Source organism: Nocardia sp. NPDC005825, assembly GCF_040630175.1.
Taxonomy (GTDB): Bacteria; Actinomycetota; Actinomycetes; order Mycobacteriales; family Mycobacteriaceae; genus Nocardia.
In genome coordinates this window covers 88,818-109,631 of record NZ_JBEXXC010000017.1, presented here as the reverse complement: position 1 = coordinate 109,631, position 20,814 = coordinate 88,818, and the positions used below count along the sequence as shown (strand labels likewise).

General features: G+C 69.1%; 19 protein-coding genes. 12 read left to right on the top strand and 7 right to left on the bottom strand.

All coding sequences use genetic code 11. The annotated features are described in order from the left end of the window. Positions 1–344 precede the first annotated feature (344 nt). Positions 345–1,445: an FAD-dependent monooxygenase gene (locus tag ABZ382_RS32240; RefSeq protein ID WP_357096971.1), complete on the bottom strand. Its 1,101-nt coding sequence runs from the start codon at positions 1,443–1,445 to the stop codon at positions 345–347. A 124-nt stretch (positions 1,446–1,569) separates the two neighbouring features. On the opposite strand from ABZ382_RS32240, the gene ABZ382_RS32235 reads away from it, so the two are divergent. Both ABZ382_RS32235 and ABZ382_RS32230 read left to right on the top strand, forming a co-directional pair. Beyond that, a complete protein-coding gene (locus ABZ382_RS32235) occupies positions 1,570–1,773 on the top strand; it encodes a hypothetical protein (RefSeq protein ID WP_357096969.1) in 204 nt (67 codons plus the stop codon). A gap of 244 nt (positions 1,774–2,017) precedes the next feature. Continuing rightward, positions 2,018–3,445 (top strand): sugar porter family MFS transporter, encoded by a 1,428-nt coding sequence (locus ABZ382_RS32230; RefSeq protein WP_357096967.1) that lies wholly within the window; start codon positions 2,018–2,020, stop codon positions 3,443–3,445. A 16-nt stretch (positions 3,446–3,461) separates the two neighbouring features. On the opposite strand, the gene tuf is transcribed toward ABZ382_RS32230, so the two are convergent. Next, positions 3,462–4,658: an elongation factor Tu gene (gene tuf, locus ABZ382_RS32225; protein WP_357096965.1), complete on the bottom strand. Its 1,197-nt coding sequence runs from the start codon at positions 4,656–4,658 to the stop codon at positions 3,462–3,464. A 300-nt stretch (positions 4,659–4,958) separates the two neighbouring features. Here tuf and ABZ382_RS32220 point away from each other — a divergent pair, with 300 nt between their 5' ends. Continuing rightward, the gene (locus ABZ382_RS32220) at positions 4,959–5,186 is read left to right on the top strand and encodes a hypothetical protein (RefSeq protein WP_357096963.1); all 228 of its coding nucleotides are present in this window, start codon (positions 4,959–4,961) and stop codon (positions 5,184–5,186) included. Positions 5,187–5,308: 122 nt separating this feature from the next. Here the strand turns inward: ABZ382_RS32220 and ABZ382_RS32215 are convergent, their stop codons facing one another. Next, entirely contained in the window at positions 5,309–5,623 is a 315-nt protein-coding gene (locus ABZ382_RS32215) for a hypothetical protein (protein ID WP_357096961.1), read from the bottom strand. Between the two features lie 115 nt (positions 5,624–5,738). On the opposite strand from ABZ382_RS32215, the gene ABZ382_RS32210 reads away from it, so the two are divergent. Continuing rightward, on the top strand, positions 5,739–7,244 hold the full coding sequence (locus tag ABZ382_RS32210; protein ID WP_357096959.1) for a leucyl aminopeptidase: 1,506 nt from the start codon (positions 5,739–5,741) through the stop codon (positions 7,242–7,244). A 128-nt stretch (positions 7,245–7,372) separates the two neighbouring features. On the opposite strand, the gene ABZ382_RS32205 is transcribed toward ABZ382_RS32210, so the two are convergent. Further along, positions 7,373–7,690: an oxidoreductase gene (locus ABZ382_RS32205; RefSeq protein ID WP_357096957.1), complete on the bottom strand. Its 318-nt coding sequence runs from the start codon at positions 7,688–7,690 to the stop codon at positions 7,373–7,375. Between the two features lie 460 nt (positions 7,691–8,150). On the opposite strand from ABZ382_RS32205, the gene sucB reads away from it, so the two are divergent. From sucB to ABZ382_RS32175, 6 genes are all read left to right on the top strand, one after another. After that, on the top strand, positions 8,151–9,893 hold the full coding sequence (gene sucB / locus ABZ382_RS32200; RefSeq protein WP_357096955.1) for a 2-oxoglutarate dehydrogenase, E2 component, dihydrolipoamide succinyltransferase: 1,743 nt from the start codon (positions 8,151–8,153) through the stop codon (positions 9,891–9,893). 34 nt (positions 9,894–9,927) lie between these two features. Continuing rightward, positions 9,928–10,827, top strand: coding sequence for a TIGR01777 family oxidoreductase (locus ABZ382_RS32195; protein WP_357096953.1), 900 nt, complete (start codon positions 9,928–9,930; stop codon positions 10,825–10,827). Between the two features lie 65 nt (positions 10,828–10,892). Next, positions 10,893–11,426 (top strand): N-acetyltransferase family protein, encoded by a 534-nt coding sequence (locus ABZ382_RS32190; RefSeq protein ID WP_357096951.1) that lies wholly within the window; start codon positions 10,893–10,895, stop codon positions 11,424–11,426. Next, the gene (gene lipB / locus ABZ382_RS32185; RefSeq protein WP_357096949.1) at positions 11,423–12,229 is read left to right on the top strand and encodes a lipoyl(octanoyl) transferase LipB; all 807 of its coding nucleotides are present in this window, start codon (positions 11,423–11,425) and stop codon (positions 12,227–12,229) included. Before ABZ382_RS32190 ends, lipB begins: the two co-directional genes overlap by 4 nt. Positions 12,230–12,250: 21 nt before the next feature. Then, positions 12,251–13,291 carry a lipoyl synthase gene (gene lipA, locus ABZ382_RS32180; protein WP_357096947.1) on the top strand — a complete coding sequence of 347 codons (1,041 nt, stop codon included), beginning with the start codon at positions 12,251–12,253 and terminating at the stop codon, positions 13,289–13,291. A gap of 146 nt (positions 13,292–13,437) precedes the next feature. Continuing rightward, the gene (locus ABZ382_RS32175; protein WP_357096945.1) at positions 13,438–15,639 is read left to right on the top strand and encodes an elongation factor G-like protein EF-G2; all 2,202 of its coding nucleotides are present in this window, start codon (positions 13,438–13,440) and stop codon (positions 15,637–15,639) included. A gap of 3 nt (positions 15,640–15,642) precedes the next feature. On the opposite strand, the gene ABZ382_RS32170 is transcribed toward ABZ382_RS32175, so the two are convergent. Beyond that, positions 15,643–16,332: a TetR family transcriptional regulator gene (locus ABZ382_RS32170; RefSeq protein ID WP_357096943.1), complete on the bottom strand. Its 690-nt coding sequence runs from the start codon at positions 16,330–16,332 to the stop codon at positions 15,643–15,645. A gap of 90 nt (positions 16,333–16,422) precedes the next feature. Here ABZ382_RS32170 and ABZ382_RS32165 point away from each other — a divergent pair, with 90 nt between their 5' ends. Together ABZ382_RS32165 and ABZ382_RS32160 are read left to right on the top strand one after the other, a co-directional pair. After that, entirely contained in the window at positions 16,423–17,859 is a 1,437-nt protein-coding gene (locus ABZ382_RS32165; RefSeq protein WP_357096942.1) for an MFS transporter, read from the top strand. A 161-nt stretch (positions 17,860–18,020) separates the two neighbouring features. Next, positions 18,021–18,764: a DUF4191 domain-containing protein gene (locus tag ABZ382_RS32160; protein WP_357096940.1), complete on the top strand. Its 744-nt coding sequence runs from the start codon at positions 18,021–18,023 to the stop codon at positions 18,762–18,764. Positions 18,765–18,880: 116 nt separating this feature from the next. Here the strand turns inward: ABZ382_RS32160 and ABZ382_RS32155 are convergent, their stop codons facing one another. Both ABZ382_RS32155 and ABZ382_RS32150 read right to left on the bottom strand, forming a co-directional pair. Next, the gene (locus ABZ382_RS32155) at positions 18,881–19,795 is read right to left on the bottom strand and encodes an alpha/beta hydrolase-fold protein (RefSeq protein WP_357096938.1); all 915 of its coding nucleotides are present in this window, start codon (positions 19,793–19,795) and stop codon (positions 18,881–18,883) included. A 275-nt stretch (positions 19,796–20,070) separates the two neighbouring features. Further along, the gene (locus ABZ382_RS32150; protein ID WP_357096936.1) at positions 20,071–20,601 is read right to left on the bottom strand and encodes an RDD family protein; all 531 of its coding nucleotides are present in this window, start codon (positions 20,599–20,601) and stop codon (positions 20,071–20,073) included. Positions 20,602–20,814 lie beyond the last annotated feature (213 nt).

The window sequence follows — 20,814 nt, the reverse complement described above, 5'->3', positions numbered from 1 at the left end:
CACCCTCACGGGGGTGAGAATGATTGGAACCAAATTTAATATTTGGCACTGACATTCATCGACACACTATTGAGTTCTCAAAGAACACACGCACAAGCCATCGATCCGAGCGGTGAGCCCGTTCGACTAGCTAGGCAACTTTTCAAGCTTAGCCCCGGCCCTACAGCAGAACCAAATCCGCTGGTCAGGTGGAACTAGTGTGATCGTCAGGCGCTCCTCGTCCAACCTCGTTTCCCAGGCCCTTGGGGCTCCGGGTCGGTGTCCGTGTCGCTCTGACCTGGACTAAGTTACGTGGTGCGTCGAACCAAAGTCAAATCGCCTCTCTACCTGCAGTTTTCCGGCGACTATGCGGAGGGCTGCGGGGGCTTCCAGCCTTCGAGGGTCCGGCGGCTGTTGGAACGGAACATCGCTACCGAGACTTTGTTCGGAATCGCGAGGAATGCGGCGTCCCGCAAACCGGCGAGAGTGGCCGAGCCCGGGGAGGTCATGCGGGTTCCGTGTTTGGACAGGAAGCTCATCCGGGCGACGCGGCTGCGGCGGGCGGCGGAGTAGCGAGAGAGATCGGGGGCGCACGCCGCGAGGGTGACGGCATCCTCCAAGGCCATGCCCGCACCCTGGCCCAGGGTCGGCCGCATGGCGTGAGCCGCGTCGCCGAGGAGGACAGCGCGGTCGTTCCACAGCTGGCGGGGGACGTCGATTTCGAGCAGCTCGTCGACGACTACCGCGGATCGGTCGGTGGCGGCGATCAGTTTCGGGATCGGGTCGGGCCAGTCGGTGAAGTAATCGAGGGCGTCGATGCCCGGGAGGCCGGCGGTGAAGACATAGGTGCGGTCTCCGGTGATGGGGACGACGCCGGCCTCACCTCGAATGCCCATGATCACGCCGACCGGGTCGGGCGCGGGGGCGTCGAGGACCCATCGCCAGGCCGTGATCCCGGTCCGGTGCACCGGGCCGGACTGCGGCCACAGCCGGGTGCGGACCACGCTGTTGACGCCGTCGGCACCCACGATCAGGTCGTACTGCTCGGTATCCGAATCGGTTTCGATCCGGCCATCGGCGTGCACCGCGATCACTCGGGTGCCCGCGCGGACGCATTCCGCAGGAACGGCGGCCGCGAGGGTCGCGATCAGGTCGGCGCGGTGCACGGCCACCAGGCCACCGGTGAAGTCGCTGATGCGGGCGTCCACCAGTACCCGTCCGCGCTGATTGCGGGCGAAGGCGCGGCGGTCCGCGACCGCTCCGGCGCGCACCGCTTCCCCGACACCGAGCATGTCCAGGGCTTTCAAGGCATTGGCCGCGAGGGTGATTCCCGCCCCCACCTCGGTGAACTGGGGCGCGCGCTCGTAGACGGTGACCTCCCAGCCCGCCGCGCGCAGGGCGATCGCGGCGGCCAGACCGCCGATTCCGCCCCCGACAACCCCGGCCCTGCCCTTACCTTCGGCCATGATCCCTCCCCGAACGTAGACGTGCCGCGATCGTAAATCTCCGATTCCTCCCGAAGTCGTAGGAGTGCGCATGATCACGGCACCGAATACCTCCCGACCGGAAATCGAGTGGAGGGCAAGCGGTATGGGTGCAGAGGCGGATCGGAGCGGGGTGTCGAAGGCGGTGTCGGCGGCGGTGGAGGCGGCCAAACGGGGTGACGTGATCGCGGCGCGGCAGTTGCTGGCATTGGCGGACCAGCTGGCGGCCGAGGCGCTCGCGCGGGAGACGGCACGGGCGAATCGGCCGGGGCGGCTGCGGGTTCCGCGCATTCCCGGGTTGCGGCGTTGAGCTGGGGCGACGTTCCCGCCGGATGGGGATCAGCCGCAGAACCAGGCCCGGCGCGGGACAGCCGCCCAGCCGTCCGGGTGCCGTGGAACGGGCGACCAGTTCGGCGTTGCGTTGAGCATTGACACGCATTCCGGCGGCAACAATGGTCGAAGTGCGCCGTCTGACGGGGTTTGTGCGTCATCTCGGCCGAACCCACAGAGATGGCTCGGGCTCCCGCGGTCCGGGTCCGGACGAAGGAGTCGGCGTGAATTCATCGGTGGGGTCGCGAACCTCGGACGATCAGGAGCGCGGGGCCGACAGCCTGGTCTACGTCGTGTTCATCACCGCGGCGGCCGCGATGGGCGGATTCCTGTTCGGGTACGACAGTTCCGTCATCAATGGCGCGGTCGAGGCCATCCGCAGTCGATACGACATCGGGTCGGCCACGCTGGCGCAGGTGGTGGCCATCGCGTTGATCGGCTGCGCGGTGGGCGCGGCCATCGCCGGGCGGATCGCGGACCGGATCGGGCGCATCTGGGTGATGCGGATCGCGGCGGCGCTGTTCACCGCGAGCGCGATCGGGTCGGCGTTGCCGTTCGCGCTGTGGGATCTGGCCATGTGGCGGGTCATCGGCGGGATCGGGATCGGGATGGCATCGGTGATCGGGCCCGCCTATATCGCCGAGGTGTCGCCGCCGGCGTATCGCGGGCGGCTGGCCTCGTTCCAGCAGGCGGCCATCGTGATCGGCATCGCGACCTCGCAGCTGGTGAACTTCGCGATCCTGAAGATGGCGGGCGGTGAGCAGCGCGGGACCATCGCGGGGCTGGAGGCCTGGCAGTGGATGCTCGGGGTGATGGTGATCCCGGCCGGGCTGTACGGGTTGTTCTCCTTCACGATTCCGGAGTCGCCGCGGTACCTGATCTCGGTCGGCAAGATCGAGCAGGCGAAGCAGGTACTGGCAGAGGTCGAGCATGGGCAAGGGGATCTGGACGCTCGGGTCGCGCAGATCGAGCGGGCCATGCACAGCGAGCACCGGTCGACGTTCAAGGATCTGCTGGGCGGGAAGTTCGGGTTCCTGCCGGTGGTGTGGATCGGTATCGGGTTGTCGATGTTCCAGCAGTTGGTCGGCATCAATGTCGTCTTCTATTACTCGGCGACGCTGTGGCAGTCGGTCGGCATCGATCCGTCCAGTTCGTTCTTCTATTCGTTCACCACCTCGATCATCAATATCGTCGGCACCGTGATCGCCATGCTGCTGGTCGACCGGATCGGGCGGAAACCGCTGGCGCTCATCGGCTCCGCGGGCATGGCGATCTCCCTCGCGCTGGAGGGCTGGGCGTTCTCCTACAAGTCCGGGTCCGGGAACAGCGTGAGCCTGCCGCACACCCAGGGCATCGTGGCGCTCGTCTCCGCGCACAGCTTCGTGCTGTTCTTCGCCCTGTCGTGGGGAGTGGTGGTGTGGGTGCTGCTGGGTGAGATGTTCCCGAACCGGCTGCGCGCGGCCGCGCTGGGTGTGGCGGCGTCGGCGCAGTGGATCGCCAACTGGGTCATCACCGCCAGCTTCCCGAGCCTGGCGGATTGGAATCTGTCGGGGACGTACGTCATCTACACGCTGTTCGCGCTGCTCTCGATTCCGTTCGTGCTCAGGTTCGTTCCCGAGACCAAGGGCAAGGCGCTCGAGGAGATGGGCTAAACGCGGGGCGGCCGGGCTATTTCAGGATCTTGGTGATCTGGCCCGCGCCGACGGTCCGGCCGCCCTCGCGGATGGCGAATTTGAGGCCGACCTCCATGGCGATCGGCTGGATCAGCACGACTTCCATGGCGACGTTGTCGCCGGGCAGCACCATCTCCACGGCCGTCGGCAGGGTCACCACGCCGGTGACATCGGTTGTGCGGAAGTAGAACTGGGGGCGGTAGTTGTTGAAGAAGGGGGTGTGACGGCCGCCCTCCTCCTTCGACAGGATGTAGGCCTGGCCCTCGAACTGGGTGTGCGGGGTGACCGAACCGGGCTTGATGACGCATTGGCCGCGTTCCACGTCCTCGCGCCGGACTCCGCGCAGCAGCAGGCCCACGTTCTCCCCCGCCTGGCCCTCGTCCAGGAGTTTCCGGAACATCTCGATGCCGGTGACGGTGGTCTTCGTGGTCTTCGGGCGGATGCCGACGATCTCGACCTCGGCATTGACCTTGAGCACGCCGCGCTCGATACGGCCGGTGACGACGGTGCCGCGGCCGGTGATGGTGAAGACGTCCTCGATGGGCATGAGGAACGGTTTCTCCACCTCGCGGGCGGGGGTATCGATCCAGTCGTCCACGGCGGCCAGCAGTTCGGTGATGGTCGCGCCCCACGCCCCCGCCGGATCCGACAGCGCCTGGAAGGCGGAGACCCGCACGATGGGGCTGTTGTCGCCGTCGAACTCGTACTCGCTGAGCAGTTCGCTCACCTCGAGTTCGACCAGCTCCAGGATCTCCTCGTCCTCGACCATGTCGCACTTGTTCAGCGCGACCACGATTTTCGGGACGCCGACCTGCCGGGCCAGGATGACGTGCTCCTTGGTCTGCGGCATCGGGCCGTCGGTGGCGGCGACCACCAGGATCGCGCCGTCCATCTGGGCGGCGCCGGTGATCATGTTCTTGATGTAGTCGGCGTGCCCGGGGCAGTCGACGTGCGCGTAATGCCGGTTCTCCGTTTGGTATTCGACGTGCGCGATGGAGATGGTGATGCCGCGCTGGCGTTCCTCGGGGGCCTTGTCGATGGCCTCGAAGGGCGTGAACGGATTCAGATCCGGATATCGGTCGTGCAGGACCCGGGTGATGGCCGCGGTGAGCGTGGTCTTGCCGTGGTCGATATGGCCGATGGTGCCGACATTGACATGCGGCTTCGTCCGCTGGAATCTCGCCTTCGCCACTGGAACCTCCTGCGCGCCCGTCGGTTCCAGGGTAGGGAGGACGGGAGCCGGAAAGGCGGAAAACCGGGCGAAACAGACGTCGAGGACTGTTGACGAAAACCCTTCCCGAACAGAGGTTTTCCACGGCCGGCACCGCTCCACCACCGCGGGCGCGGGACGGCGGCGCGCGGGTGCGCCGAGCGAAACCGGGCGTATGCGGCGGTGACCCGAGAAGCAGGGGCAGCGCCGCGAGGGTTCGAAACGATACCTTTCAAATTCATGTCGGCCAGCCTCGGCCGATCGGAACGACACGAGGTATCGATGAACAAGCGCATTGCCGGTATCGCCCTCGCGGGCGCCCTACTCGTCCCGGCCCAGTTGGCCGCCTCCGCCGTGGCGACCGCCGCACCGCAGGCCGCGAGCCCGATCGGTTCGGCGGACTACGGCTGCACCTCTTCCCAGCCGCCCACGTGCAACCCGGCCTTCCTGCAGTTCCTGCTGCCGCTGCTGACCGGATCCGCCTCCGGATCCGCCAACGGCGCGAAGTAGCACCGGGATCCTCCCAGTCGCCGACGGGGGCGGGAAGTACGGGAAAACGGTCGAAACAGAGTTCGAGGACTGTTGACGAAAACCCGTCCAGACCAGAGGTTTTCCGCGAATTCGCCGAGCGGTCAGCGGGCGCCGGGCTCACCGGCGGGAGTCGGCGGGGTGGGCTCGGTCGAGGTGGCCTGTTCCTTCGGGATGCACACCCACTGGCCGTCGGGGGTCAGGCCCCACTGGGCGACGATGCGGCCGTCGGAGCAGTCGTCGCCGACATTGTGCTCGGGCTGGACGGAAGTCGGCGGTATCGACGGCAGCGTGGTGACGGTGGTCGGCGCAGGGGCCTCGTCGGTGTAGGAGCAACTTGTCAGCAGGCAGCCCGCGAACGTGACCCCGACCAGGGCTACAGCCGATCCGGCCGTGCGCACCTTCCTCCGTGACGCCATGTGGTCACCCTTTCGTGCCGAGACGATTCGGGGCAAACAGCAATCACAGAGCAATCTATCGTGCGGTCCGCGCCCAACCGGCTGCGGCCGGGGCGGCGCAGTAACGTGGGCAGCTATGACAGCTGTTGCAGATCGTTCGCTCGGGCCGGTACTCGCCCGCACCGTGGGCATCGGGGAGGCCGATGTCCTGGTCATCGGACTCACCTCGTCGGAGGACGGGCCGGTCATCGCGCCCGCTGACGCGTTCGAGGATGTGCTCGACGGTGACACCCGCGACGCCCTGCTGAGCGCGCTGCGGGCCGTCGGAGCCAAGGGCAAGGGCGAAGAGGTCACCAAGGTGCCCGCGCCCGCCGGGCTGGGCGTGGACTTCGTGCTGGCGGTCGGGCTCGGGGCGGCGGACAAGCTCGACGCCGAGCAGGTGCGCAAGTCGGCCGGTGCGGCCGGACGGGCGCTGACCGGGGTCGCCACCGCGGTCACCACGCTGTCGGGCCTGGATCTGGGTGCCGCGGCCGAGGGGTTCTACCTGGGCGCGTACCAGTTCACCGCGTTCAAGTCCGCCAAGAGCGCGCCCAAGCCCGAGGAACAGCCGGTGCAGCGCGTCGAATTCCTGGTGCCCGCACCGGGATTCGGCGAGGAGGAGCTGTTCCGGGCGCAGGCGATCGCCGAAGCCGTCGCCACCGCACGCGATTTCGTCAACACCCCGCCGAGCGACCTGTTCCCGGCCGAATTCGCCAACCGCGCGGCCGAACTGGCCAAGGCGGCCGGTCTCCAGGTCGAGGTCCTCGACGAGACCGAACTCGAATCCCAGGGCTACGGCGGCATTCTCGGCGTCGGCAAGGGCTCCTCGCGGCCGCCGCGCCTGATCCGCATCACCTACGCCGGCGGCGACCCCAAGGTGGCGCTGATCGGCAAGGGCATCACCTTCGACACCGGCGGCATCTCCATCAAGCCCGCGCAGTCCATGGAGAACATGACCTCCGACATGGGCGGCGCGGCGGCGGTCATCGCCACCACGCTGCTGGCGGCGCGACTGAGCCTGCCGCTCACCGTCATCGCCACCGTGCCCATGGCCGAGAACATGCCCTCGGCCACCGCGCAGCGGCCCGGTGATGTGCTCACCCAGTACGGCGGCACCACCGTCGAGGTGATCAACACCGACGCCGAGGGACGCCTCATCCTGGCCGACGCACTGGTGCGCGCGGCCGAGGACGAGCCGGACTACGTCATCGACGTCGCCACCCTCACCGGCGCCCAGATGGTGGCGCTGGGCACCCGCACCCCCGGCGTCATGGGCACCGACGCCTTCCGCGACCGGGTGGCGCGCATCTCGCAGGCCGTCGGCGAGAACGCTTGGGCCATGCCGCTTCCCGCGGAACTGCGCGCCGACCTGAACTCCAAGATCGCGGATCTGCAGAACGTCGCGCCGCATCGCTGGGGCGGCATGCTGTCGGCGGGCCTGTTCCTCAAGGAATTCGTGTCCGAGAGCGTGCAGTGGGCGCACCTGGACGTCGCGGGCCCGGCCTACAACACCGGCGGACCGTTCGGCTACATCGGCAAGGGCGGCACCGGCGTTCCGGTCCGCACACTGATCAGCACCCTCGAGGACATCGCCGCCGAATAGCGAACAACCAAGCCCCACACCGACGCCCGCCCCGCACTGATCGCGGTGGCGGGCGTCGGCGTATCCGTCGAGTGGCACACGGTGGAGGGGCTTTCGGGCAAAACGCCTCCAGGATGTGCCGCTCGGCGTCAGCGGGCGGGAGCGCGGCGGCGGGCCTCGTAGTCGCGCATGCGCTGGGGGTAGCCGATGCGGCGTGCGTCGTAGACCGGGATGCCGAGGGCGCCTGAGAGGCGTTGCGCACCGCGTTCGCCGACCACCCGGCGGGTCCATTCGCCGTCATGCGCGACCAGCAGGACCGTGACATCGGTGACTGTGGTGCGCGGCTCGACGAAAGCCTCCACGCCGTAATGGTTTCGCGTCCAGGCCACGAGATGGGCCATGTCGGCCGGATCGGCCTCGCCTCGGCGCTCGGCGCCGCTGCGCCCGAACAGATCCAGGAAACCCATTCCCGTCAACCTCCTCCCCGGCTTCGGAAAACCGCCGGATACTTCGATAGTGCGCAGCTCACGCCCACCGCGCCAGACGATCGGCGATTTCCATAGCAGCTGCACAGAATCCCTTCAGAATCGACTCAGCGGGGGTGCGGGGTCCGGTGAGCGGCACACCGGAAAGGCCGGGACGGCGCAAACGTGATACGTGTCATGGCATCCCGCTATTTCACCCGCGCGCCGTGGCGTTCGACGCTCACGCCGGGAAATGTGGCGCAGAGAGGTCGGCACAACCGCCGCCCTGTGACACGCCGCACCCGGACGAATGCAAGGATGGGTGGCTGGAACAAGAACCAACACGGATCTCCGGTGCCATCGCCGTTCGATGGCCGTCCGGGACGACACCGCGACCCGCGGTGCCACGCCCGCGGAGAGACGAACTGTTTAACCCGACGAGCAGTCAGAGGAGTCAACGGACATGACCTTCTCCGTCCAGATGCCGGCTCTTGGTGAGAGCGTCACCGAGGGCACTGTGACCAGGTGGCTGAAGAAGGAGGGAGACACGGTCGAGGTCGACGAGCCGTTGCTCGAGGTCTCCACCGACAAGGTCGACACCGAGATCCCGTCCCCGATCGCAGGCGTTCTCGTGAAGATCGTCGCCCAGGAGGACGACGTCATCGAGGTCGGCGGCGAACTCGGCGTGATCGGCGAGGCCGGTTCCGCTCCGGCCCCGGCCGCCGCCCCGGCTCCCGCCGCAGCCCCTGCCCCGGCCCCCGCGCCGGCCGCTCCCGCCCCGGCCCCGCAGCCGGTCGCCGCCGCACCCGCCCCGGCTCCGGCCGCCGCCCCCGCCGCTGCCGCCTCCGGCACCCCGGTCAAGATGCCGGAGCTCGGTGAGTCCGTCACCGAGGGCACCGTCACCCGCTGGCTGAAGCAGGTCGGCGACCAGGTCGCCGTCGACGAGCCGCTGCTCGAGGTCTCCACCGACAAGGTCGACACCGAGATCCCGTCCCCGGTCGCGGGCACCCTGCTGGAGATCTCCGCGCAGGAAGACGACGTCATCGAGGTCGGCGGACAGCTGGGTGTCATCGGCAGCGGCGCCCCCGCGGCCGCCCCGGCCCCGGCGCCCGCTCCGGCCCCCGCGCCTGCTCCCGCTCCCGCTCCGGCTCCGGCCGCCGCGGCTCCCGCGCCCGCCCCGGCCGCTCCGGCCCCGGCTCCCGCGCCGAAGACCGCCCCGGTTCCGGCCGCGGCGACCCCGGCCGAGGAGCCCTCCAGCAACGGTGGCCCCTACGTCACCCCGCTGGTGCGAAAGCTGGCCGCGGAGAACAACGTCGACCTCGCCGCCGTGACCGGCTCCGGAGTCGGCGGCCGCATCCGCAAGCAGGATGTGCTCGCCGCCGCGGAGGCCAAGAAGGCTCCGGCCCCCGCTGCCGCCGCGCCCGCCGCCGCTGCTCCGGCCGCCCCGGCCGCTGCCGCCGCCGCGCCGCGTCCGTCGTTGTCGCACCTGACCGGCACGGTCCAGAAGGCCACCCGCATCCGGCAGATCACCGCGGCCAAGACGCTCGAGTCGTTGCAGACCACCGCGCAGCTCACCCAGGTGCACGAGGTCGACATGACCAAGATCGCGTCCCTGCGCAACCGCGCCAAGGCCGCGTTCAAGCAGCGCGAGGGCGTGAACCTCACGTTCCTGCCGTTCTACGCCAAGGCCGTCATCGAGGCGCTGGCCGTGCACCCGAACATCAACGCCTCCTACAACTCCGAGACCAAGGAGATCACCTACCACTCGGTGGTCAACCTGGGTATCGCGGTCGACACCGAGCAGGGTCTGCTCTCGCCGATCATCCACAACGCCAACGACCTGTCGCTGGCCGGACTGGCGCGCGCCATCGCCGATATCGCCAACCGGGCCCGCACCGGCGGCCTGAAGCCGGACGAGCTGGCCAACGGCACCTTCACCATCACCAACATCGGCTCGAACGGCGCGCTGTTCGACACCCCGATCCTGGTGCCGCCGCAGGCCGCCGAGCTGGGCACCGGCGCGATCGTGAAGCGCCCCATGGTGATCAGCGACGACGGCAACGAGTTCATCGGCATCCGGTCGATGGCCTACCTGCCGCTCACCTACGACCACCGCCTCATCGACGGCGCCGACGCGGGTCGCTTCGTGACCACGATCAAGCACCGTCTGGAAGAGGCCGCGTTCGAGGGTGACCTGGGCCTCTGAGGCCGGAACGGAGACGGGTCGGGGGTTGGATCGGATGAAGATCGTGGTCGCCGGTTCGTCCGGACTGATCGGGACGGCACTCGTCGCGGCCCTGCGCCGCGACGGGCACGAGGTCACCCGCCTCGTGCGCCGTCCCGTGCACGCCCGCGACGAATTCACCTGGGATCCGGTCCGTTCCAACCTGGACGAACGCGCGCTGCGCGGTGCGGACGCCGTGGTGAACCTCTGCGGCGCGAGCATCGGGCGGCGGCGCTGGAACGGCAGCTACAAACAGGAGCTGCGCGACAGCCGCATCGTCCCCACCGACGTCCTGGCCGCCGCGGTCGCCGCCGCCGGAGTGCCGACGCTGGTCAACGCCAGCGGCGCGCACTATTACGGCGGCGAGACCGGCGACCGGGTCGTCACCGAGAGTTCCCCCGCCGGAACAGGATTCCTGGCCCGGCTCTGCGCCGACTGGGAGGCCGCGACCGAACAGGCCGCCGACGCCGGAGTGCGCACGGTGTTGCTGCGTTCGGCGGTGGTGCTGGCGCGCCACGGTGGCATGCTCGGAATGCTGTACCCGCTCTACTATCTCGGGCTCGGCGGGCGGCTCGGCAGCGGGCGGCAGTACGTCCCGTGGATCTCGCTCGACGACGAGGTGGGGGCGATCATCTACGCGCTCACCCACGGGAACCTGTCCGGGCCGGTCAATATGTGCGGTCCCGCACCGGTCACCAATGCCGAGTTCACGCGGGCGCTGGGGCGGGTCATGCATCGGCCGACGCCGTTGATGGTGCCCGAGTTCGCGTTGAAGCTGGCGGTCGGCGAGTTCGCCGACGAGGCGATTCTGCACGGGCCCAGGGCGATTCCCACCGCGCTGGAGGACGCCGGGTACCAGTTCCAGCACCCGACCATCGGCGCGGCGCTGACCGCGACGCTGGGCCACTCGGGCTGATTCCGCCTCCCGCGGTGACGCCGGGCGCGTGCGCGTCACAGCAACCGCGCGGATACCGTGGGGGCGTGACCAATCAACCGTCCGACGTGGTGGTGCGGGACGCCCGCGAGAGCGATCTGCCCGAGATTCTGGTGATCCACAACAACGCCATCGCCGAGACCACGGCCATCTGGGATACCGAACTCGCCGACATCCACGAGCGCGAGGCCTGGTTCGCGGCGCGGACCGGGGCCGGCCATCCGGTGCTGGTCGCCGAGATCGGCGGCAAGCTGGCGGGGTACGCGAGTTACGGGCAGTTCCGGCCCAAGTCGGGCTACCGGTTCTCGGTCGAGAACTCGGTGTACGTGTCAGATATATTCCATCGCCGCGGGGTGGCCACCGCGCTCATGCGGGCGTTGCTGGCGCGGGCCGAGAGCGGCGACGTGCACGCCATGATCGCGGCGATCGAGTCGAGTAACCGCACGTCGATCGGGTTGCACGAGAAATTCGGCTTCAAGGTCGTCGGGCAGATGCCGGAGGTCGGGTGCAAATTCGGGCGCTGGATGGATCTGACGCTCATGCAGCTGAACTTCCCCGGAGGGGTAGCGTCGGAATCGTGAGTGAGAGCAGTACGGCCACCGCACCGTTACCCCGTGCGGTATCCGCCCGCTTCGACGGCACACCCCTCGTCGTCGAGAATCTGGGCCTCATCGACTACCAGGAAGCCTGGGAGCTGCAACGGCGGATCGCCGCCGAACGCGCCGACGGAATCGGACAAGACCGGCTGCTGATGCTGGAGCACCCGTTCGTCTTCACCGCCGGACGCCGCACCGAACCGCAGGACCTGCCCACCGACGGCAGCCCGGTCATCGAGGTCGACCGGGGCGGGAAGATCACCTGGCACGGGCCGGGGCAATTGGTCGGCTATCCGATCGTGCGGCTGGCCGAACCGGTCGACGTGGTGGCCTATGTGCGGCGGCTCGAGGAAGCGCTCATCGAGGTCTGTGCCGGCCTCGGAGTGGAAACCGGTCGGGTGGAAGGTCGTTCGGGCGTGTGGCTGCCGGCCGGCGAGTCGCGGCCCGAGCGCAAAGTCGCGGCCATCGGCGTGCGAGTGCAGCGCGGCGTCACCCTGCACGGCTTCGCGCTCAACTGCGATTCCAGCCTGGACGGTTTCGACGCGATCGTGCCGTGCGGCATTCGCGATGCCGGGGTCACCACCCTGAGCCGCGAACTCGGTCGCGACGTCACCGTCGACGAGGTGCGTCCGCTGGTCGCCGACGCCATCGCGCGCGCCCTCGACGGCGATCTGAAGGTGACCGACCACGCGCTCTCACGCTGCGTCAAGACCTTTGCCGAATGCCCCGAGCCGCTGCCCGCCCTGCAGACCGATGAGTCTGCCGCAGGGCACGCCAAAGCCGAATGATCACGAGCGTAGGGTGAACCAGTGACCTCCGTCGATACCCCGACACCTGATAACTCGGCCGCACCCAACGGCCGCAAGCTGCTTCGCATCGAGGCGCGCAACGCCGAGACCCCGATCGAGCGCAAACCCTCGTGGATCCGCACCCGCGCGACCATGGGCCCCGAATACACCGAACTCAAGGGCCTGGTGAAACGCGAAGGGCTGCACACGGTCTGCGAGGAAGCCGGGTGTCCCAACATCTTCGAATGCTGGGAGGACCGCGAGGCCACCTTCCTCATCGGCGGCGAGCAGTGCACGCGGCGCTGCGACTTCTGCCAGATCGACACCGGCAAGCCCGCCGCCCTCGATCGTGACGAACCGCGCCGCGTGGCCGAGAGCGTGCAGGCCATGGGGCTGCGCTACTCCACCGTCACCGGCGTCGCGCGCGACGATCTCGAGGACGGCGGCGCGTGGCTCTACGCCGAGACCGTGCGCGCCATCAAGCGGCTCAACCCGCACACCGGCGTCGAACTGCTGATCCCCGACTTCAACGCGGTGCCCGAGCAGCTGGCCGAGGTGTTCGAGTCGCGGCCCGAGGTGCTGGCCCACAATCTGGAGACGGTGCCGCGCATCTTCAAGCGCATCCGACCCGCCTTCCGCTACGAGCGGTCCCTCGCCGTCATCACCGCGGCCCGCGAGGCCGGTCTGGTCACCAAGTCCAACCTGATCCTGGGCATGGGCGAGACCCCCGAGGAAGTCACCCAGGCGCTGCGCGACCTGCACGAGGCCGGGACCGACATCATCACCATCACCCAGTACCTGCGGCCCTCCCCGCGGCACCACCCGGTCGACCGGTGGGTGAAGCCGGAGGAGTTCGTCGAGCACTCCAAGGCCGCCGAGGAGATGGGCTTCGCCGGTGTCATGGCCGGTCCGCTGGTCCGGTCCTCCTACCGGGCCGGGCGTCTCTACGCGCAGGCCATGCGCCACCACGGCCGCGAGATCTCCCCGGAGATGGCACACCTGGCCGAGGAGGGCAGCGCCGCGCAGGAGGCCACCAGCGTGCTGGCCCGTTTCGGCTCCTAACCACCACGTCGACGACAGCGCGCCGCGACCCGCCAGGGACGCGGCGCGCGGTCGTCCGCACACGAGTTATCCCGCGATTCGTGGACGGGACCGGTCCGCCGGTGGGAAGCTCGAAGGACCGCAATGATCGACCCACGGAGCGAGCCATGGTCGAGCGAACGACGACATCGCACGGTGTCAACGGCAAGGTAGTCGTGGCCGAACGGCCCGGCGACATCCGGAATGTGGTGCTGGTCGGGCACAGCGGGTCGGGGAAGACCACGCTGGTCGAGGCGCTCGCGGTGGCCGCCGGGGCGGTGCCCAGAGCCGGGCGGGTCGAGGACGGCACCAGCGTCTCCGACTACGACGACATCGAGCAGCGCCAGCACCGGTCGGTGCAGCTGTCGGTGGTGCCGATGGGGTGGGAGAAGGTCAAGGTCAATCTTCTCGACACCCCCGGTTACGCCGACTTCGTCGGGGAGCTCAGGGCCGGTCTGCGAGCAGCGGACGCGGCCCTTTTCATTCTCTCCGCGGCCGCCGGGGTCGAGGGCGTCAGCGGGCCCACGCTGGCGCTGTGGGAGGAGTGTGCGAGCGTCGGCATGCCGCGCGCCATCGTGCTCACCCATCTGGACACCGCACGCGCCGATTTCGAGGACATGGCCGAGACCTGCCGCCAGATCCTCGGCGGCGGGCGATCGGAATCCATACTGCCGCTGCATCTTCCGGTGTACGGGCCCAAGAACCCCGACGGGCACCGCCCGGTGACCGGGCTGATCGAACTGCTCACCCAGCACGTCTACGACTACTCGACCGGGGAACGCGTCGAGACGCCCGCCTCCGACGAACAGCGCGAGCAGATGGCGGAGGCGCGCAACCGGCTCATCGAGGGCATCATCGCCGAGAGCGAGGACGAGACCCTCATGGACCGCTACATCGGCGGGGAGGAGATCGACCTCGCCTCACTGGTCGCCGACCTGGAGAAAGCGGTCGCGCGCGGAAGCTTCCACCCGATGCTGATCGCCGCTCCCCCACCCGAGGGCGCGCGTCAGGGGCTGGGCACCGTCGAGATCCTGGACCTGATCACCCGCGGATTCCCCACGCCCGCAGAGCATCCGGTGTCCGCGACCGGCAGCGGCGGCAAGTCCGCGGCGCTGGCCTGCGATCCGGACGCGCCGCTGGCCGCCGAGGTGATCCGCACCGCCTCCGACCCGTACGTGGGCCGGTTGTCGCTGGTCCGGGTGTTCTCCGGAACCCTGCACGCCGACGACACCGTGCACGTGTGCGGGCACGGCACCGGCGCGAACGGCGATCACGATGCCGACGACCGGGTCGGCGGGGTGTCCGCGCCGTTCGGGAAACAGCAGCGGCCGCTGCCGCAGGCCATCGCCGGGGACATCGTGTGCGTGAGCAAACTGACGCACGCCGAGACCGGGGACACCCTGTCCGCCAAGGACAGCCCGCTCCTCATCGAGCCGTGGGACCTGCCGGATCCGCTGCTGCCGGTCGCCATCCAGGCACACGGCAAGGCCGATGAGGACAAGCTCTCCCAGGGGCTGTCGCGACTCGTGGCCGAAGACCCCACGGTCCGGCTCGAACAGAATCCCGACACCCACCAGTTGGTGCTGTGGTGTCTCGGCGAGGCGCATCGCGAGGTGGCTCTCGAACGGCTGCGGTCCCGGTTCGGGGTGCAGGTCGACGTCGTCGACCACAAGGTGGCCCTGCGCGAGACCTTCGCCACCCAGGCGGCCGGGCGGGGACGGCATGTGAAACAGTCCGGCGGCCACGGGCAGTTCGCGGTCTGCGAGATCGAGGTGGCCCCGCTGCCGGAGGGATCCGGCATCGAGTTCGTGGACAAGGTGGTGGGCGGAGTCGTTCCGCGCCAGTTCATCCCATCGGTGGAGAAGGGCGTGCGCGCCCAGGCGCTGCGCGGCGTGGCGTCCGGATTCCCGCTGGTCGACGTGCGGGTGACGCTGTTCGACGGCAAGGCGCACTCGGTGGATTCCTCCGACGCGGCGTTCCAGACCGCGGGCGGCCTGGCCTTGCGGGAAGCCGCCGCCACCGCCCGCATCAGCGTGCTGGAACCGATTGCCGAAGTGCTGGTGGTGGTTTCGGACACCTACGTCGGCCCGGTGCTCGGCGACCTGTCGAGTCGCCGCGGCCGCGTGCTCGGCACCGAACCGGCGGGGCTGGGCCGCACCGCGATTCGGGCCGAAGTCCCGGAACTGGAACTCAGCCGCTACGCCGTGGACCTGCGTTCACTGGCCCACGGCGCGGCGAGCTTCACCCGCGCCTACGCCCGCCACGAGCCGATGCCACCGCAACTGGCCGACAGCCTGCGCGAGCACACCAAAGCCGGGGGCCGCTCCTGACGGTCAGGACTCCCCCGCGGCGGCGCGCGCGGGCAGGGGCAGCGCGGCCAGGGCCGTCATGAAGAAGTCGAGCCCGAAACCGTAGTGCTCGTCGGCTTCACAGGAGGTCAGCGCGTCCGCGGCGGCCACGACTCGGGGATAACGTTGCCGCGGAAGGGTTTCCAGGCGTAGGCGCTTGCGGCGGATCATCTCGGCGTTGTCGTCGGCGGACTGCTGCGGGGTCCGGGCGCCGGGCTCGCCCAGCACCAGCGTGACGGCGGTGCGCAGGGTGTTGCCGCAGATCGCGGCGGCGGGTTCGACGTCGAAGCCGTATTCGGTGAGGATCTCGAGCGCGGTCTCGGTGGCGTCGAGGAATCCGGGGCTCGGGTCGTTGTCGCCGGGCACCTGGAACAGCGGGACCAGCGCGCGGTGCCGGCGCAGCACCGTCACCAGCGATTCGGCCAGGGCGCGGAACTGTTCCAGTAGCGGACGCGACCGGTCGCGGGTGGTGTCGACCTGTTCCCACAGGCGGTCGACGACGCCGGCCAGCAGTTCGTCCTTGTTCTTGAAATGCCAGTACAGGGCCATCGGGGTGACGCCCAGCTCCTGCGCCAGGCGCCGGATGGTCAGCGCTTCGAGGCCCTCGGCGTCGGCCAGCGCGATCGCGCCGTCTGCGACGGTCTCCCGGCTCAATCGGTTCTCCGCTTTTGCCACTTGACAAATATACAACGTACAGGCTTTCCTGTACCACGTACATGTACAACGTATGTGAATGATGTACAGGCACAACGTATAGGAGTTGCGGTGCCACTACTGCCCCGCCGCTGGTGGGCCCTGATCGGGGTTTCCCTGGCGACGTTCATGACATTTCTCGACAACAACGTGGTCAACGTCGCGCTGCCGTCCATCCAGAGCGACCTGGGGCTGTCCATCTCCGGCCTGGAATGGGTGGTCAGCAGCTACATCCTGGTCTTCGCCGGGCTCATGCTGGCCGGTGGACGACTCGCCGACCTGTTCGGACGCCGCCGGATGTTCCTCGGCGGACTGGCCGTGTTCACCCTCGCCTCACTGCTGGCCGGACTCGCCGACAGCCCGGCCATGCTCATCGCGGCCCGCGTGCTGCAGGGCGTCGGCGCGGCCGCCGCGATACCCCCGACCCTCGCCATCATCGCCGGGCTGTTCCCCGACGACACCGAACGCGCCAAGGCGGTCGGCGTGTGGAGCGCCATCGGCGCACTGGCCCTCGCGCTCGGGCCGTTCACCGGTGGCGTGCTGAGCCAGCACGTGGACTGGAGCTGGATCTTCCTGATCAATGTGCCCTTCGGCGTCCTCACCTTCGCGCTCACCGCGCTGACCCTGGACGAAACCCGCGAGCGGGTACGGCACCGACTCGACCTGCCCGGGCTGGTGACCTCGGCCGTCGCGCTCTTCGCGGTCACCTACGCCTTGATCGAAGGACACAACCGCGGCTGGACCTCGACGGTGATCGTGGGGTGCTTCGCGGTCGGCGCGGCCGGGCTCGCGGCGTTCGTCGCCATCGAATCGCGCCGGCCGGATCCGATGGTGGATATGTCGATGTTCCGTTCCCGCGCCTTCAGCGGCGGCATCGCCGTGATGATGCTGTGGGGTTTCGGGGTGATGGGCATCTACTTCTTCACCGCGATGTATCTGCAGAACGTGCTCGGCTTCTCACCCACCGCGGCGGGAGCCGCGTTCATTCCGATGGCGGTGGCCATGGTGCTGGTGTCGCCACTCGCCCCGATGGCCGCGCGCCGACTGGGCACCAATGTCACCGTGGCGTTGGGCGTCGCGGGCATCGTCGGTGCGCTGCTGGATATTTCGACGATCGGCGAGCACGGGCACATCCTCGACCTGATGCCCGCGTTCATCGGCTTCGGCATCGGATCAGGCCTGCTCATGACGCCGTTGAACACCGCGATCATGGACCGGATGCCGCCCGCGGTCGCGGGCGCGGCGGGCGCGGTGGTCAATGCGAGCCGCGAGATCTCGGCGCTGCTCGGCGTCACCATCGTCGGCGCGATCCTCACCACGCGCGCGGCGACCGTGGCCGGGCAGGGCGCGGCTCCGATGCACGCCTTCCTCGAGGGCTACCGCCTCGCGATTATCGTCGCGGGCGTCATTGTCGCCGTGGGTATTCCATTGGCGCTGATCACCCTGCGGACCCCGCGCGAGGAAGCACCCGACGCGGTGGCCCCCGAACCGGTCGGGGCGGCGGTCTGACGCCACGAGTGCCGCATCGGCCGGAGTCCATCCGGCCGATGCGGCGGCTCCGGCCGACAAGCTCTCGCGCCGAGCGCGATTCGGGCCGCCGGGCACCGACCGGTCGCGTCAGTGTCCATCCCATCGCGAACCGGGCGTACCCGGCGATTAAGCTGGACCGCATGGCAGCAGGCAAGGGCGGTAATCCGTCGAAGGAAGCGAAGGCCGCGGCGAAGGCGGCGCGCAAACAGGCGTCGAAGGACCGCCGCCGCCAACTGTGGCAGGCCTTCCAGATGCAGCGCAAGGAAGACAAGCTCCTGCTGCCGCTGATGATCGGCGCGCTCGTCGGCGTGACCGTGCTGTTCCTGGTGATCGGCCTGATCTTCGGTCTGCAGTGGTTCCTGCTGCCGATCGGTCTGGTGCTGGGCGTGCTGGCCGCGTTCATCATCTTCGGGCGCCGGGTGCAGAAGAACGTGTACGCCAAGGCCGAGGGCCAGGCCGGCGCGGCCGCCTGGGTGCTGGACAATCTGCAGGGCAAGTGGCGGGTCACCCCGGGCGTCGCGGCCACCACCCAACTCGACGCGGTGCACCGCGTGGTCGGTCTGCCCGGCGTGGTGCTGGTCGCCGAGGGCTCGCCGCAGCGAGTGAAGTCGCTTCTGGCACAGGAGAAGAAGAAGGTGTCGCGCCTGGTCGGCGACACCCCGATCTACGACATCGTGATCGGCAACGAGCAGGGCCAGGTTCCGCTCAAGGAGCTGGAGAAGCACCTGCGCAAGCTGCCGCGCAATATCGACGCGGCGCGCATGGACAATATCGAGGGGCGGCTGTCGGCCCTCGCCACCCGGGGCGGTCCCGCGCTGCCCAAGGGCCCGCTGCCCAATGGCGCGAAGATGCGCGGCGTGCAGCGCTCGATCCGCCGCCGCTGATCAATCTCGAAAAGGCCCGCATCCCCCGGATGCGGGCCTTTCCTTTTCGCCGAGTGGCACATCCTGGAGGCGAAATCGGACGAATCCCCTCCAGGATGTGCCACTCGGCGGAAGGGTCAGCGGACGTGGCGGCCGAGGAAGCCTAGGACGTCGGGCGTGACCGTCCGCCAATACTCCTCGGTGTGCGTGCCCGGGGTCACCAGGCCCACTTCGGGGCGGGCGGTGGCGATGAAGCGGCGGCAGCCATCGATGAAGCGGTCGCGGTCGCCGCACCACAGGCCGACGGGGGCCGGGCCGAGCTTGTCGAGATTGCGTAGCGGGTCGAGGGCCGCCCACTGGTCGGCATTGGTGAAGGCGTTCCGTTTGGCCATTTCGGTCCACGAGGTGAGCAGACCCGGCGACATGGTGGCTACCGCGTTCACCGGGCGGTTCTGCTCGGCGCGGCGACGCGCGTAGACCAGAGCGCCGAAGCCTCCCATGGAGGTTCCGGTGCAGGCGAAGGGCTGTCCGTCCTTGCCGGCGAGGCGACGCTGGGCCAGCCAGCCGGGGACCTCGTCGAGCAGCATGGCCATCGGGTCGTCGCCGGTGCCGTGGTCGTGCCAGTAGTTGTCGCCGCCGTCGAGGGCGACGAAACCGAAGGCCGGGGAGGCGCGAGTGGCGACCGCGGCGGCCAGCAGGCCGGCGATATTGCCGACGGCGGCGTTGCGGGCGGTGCCGTGCAGGCCGTGCAACAGCAGCGAGATCGGGATGTTCTCGGCGGGGACGCCGGGCGGCAGGATCGTGACCAGGTCGACCTCACACCGGCGGGCTTTCGAATAGACGCGTTCGGTGCTGATGATCGGGGCGACGCCCATGGCCGTCTGGCCGACGTCCTCGGCGTGCTGGGTGCGCTGGACGCCGTCGGCTTCGGTGGCGGCGTTCACACCGGCCGCGACGGCCGCACCCGCTGCGGCCAAACCAACCAGTCCGGTGGTCGCGAACAGGGACCGCCGGCTCAGGGTCCGCGCGGCCGCCCGGTAGTCCTCGACCATCGATCCCTCCATCGGCACAGCAACAGCTACCGCCCGGACGACGGCCAGGTGGCTGCATCAGGGCAAATCGCCGCCACCATACCGATCGAAAGCAAACAGCGGTGAACATTTGGCAACGCCTTGCAACACACTGCACCAACAGCATCGCAGGTAACGCGCCTGATCCGCGCCGACTCGGCGCGGCGTGATGTGTTCGAATCGCCCCGAGTACAAATCTGTGACCGGAGCCGGCCGGAGCCGTGATCGGGGCCGGTGAACGCGGTGACCGCGCGAGGTCAGCGGCTGTAGACGAGGGCGGTGCCGGTGGCGCGGTCGTGCATGCCGCGGCCGTCGCTGTCGGTGAACAGCGCGGGGATGACGAACAGCAGGATGAGCTGGCGGCCCAGCGCCCGGAGGAAACCGACCGGCGCGTCGGCGTCCACGCGGCTGACCTTGATCTTCAGGAAGTACTGCCCCGGCGTGAACCCGAACAGTGTGACCGCGATGATCCCGAGCACGAACCACACCGCCAGCGTCGGCGTCGACAGCGCCTGGGTGATGACCTCGAAATGCGAGGGCGGCTGCTGTCCCTTCGGGATGGTCATCTTCGACAGGATCTTGTCCGCGTCGGGTCGCACGATGATGGCGGCCAGGCCCATCGAAATGAACCAGTCGACCAGTACCGCCAGCACGCGGCGGGTGAAGGGGGCGAGCGCGCCGGGGCCGGAGGCCGGGAGGCCGAGTTCCTTGCCCTGGTAGTCACCGAGCGGGTTGTCTCCGGATTCGGCGTTCGGTCCGGACAGCCATGAGCCGGTGATGCGTGCCATGGACTCAGCTTATGCGCCGCCCGGCGGCGGGTCGCCGACGCCCGTCGATCGGCGGACGAGCGGGGAATCGTATATGTTGTCGGCACTCTTCCGGCGGCCGCCGCAACCATGCGGCGACCCCGGTTGCCAGGTGGATGCCCGGCGGTGAGGATTGTCACGCTGACCGGGTCGCACGCGGTAAGGACCCTAACTTTTCAGAGTCTTAACAGCCGG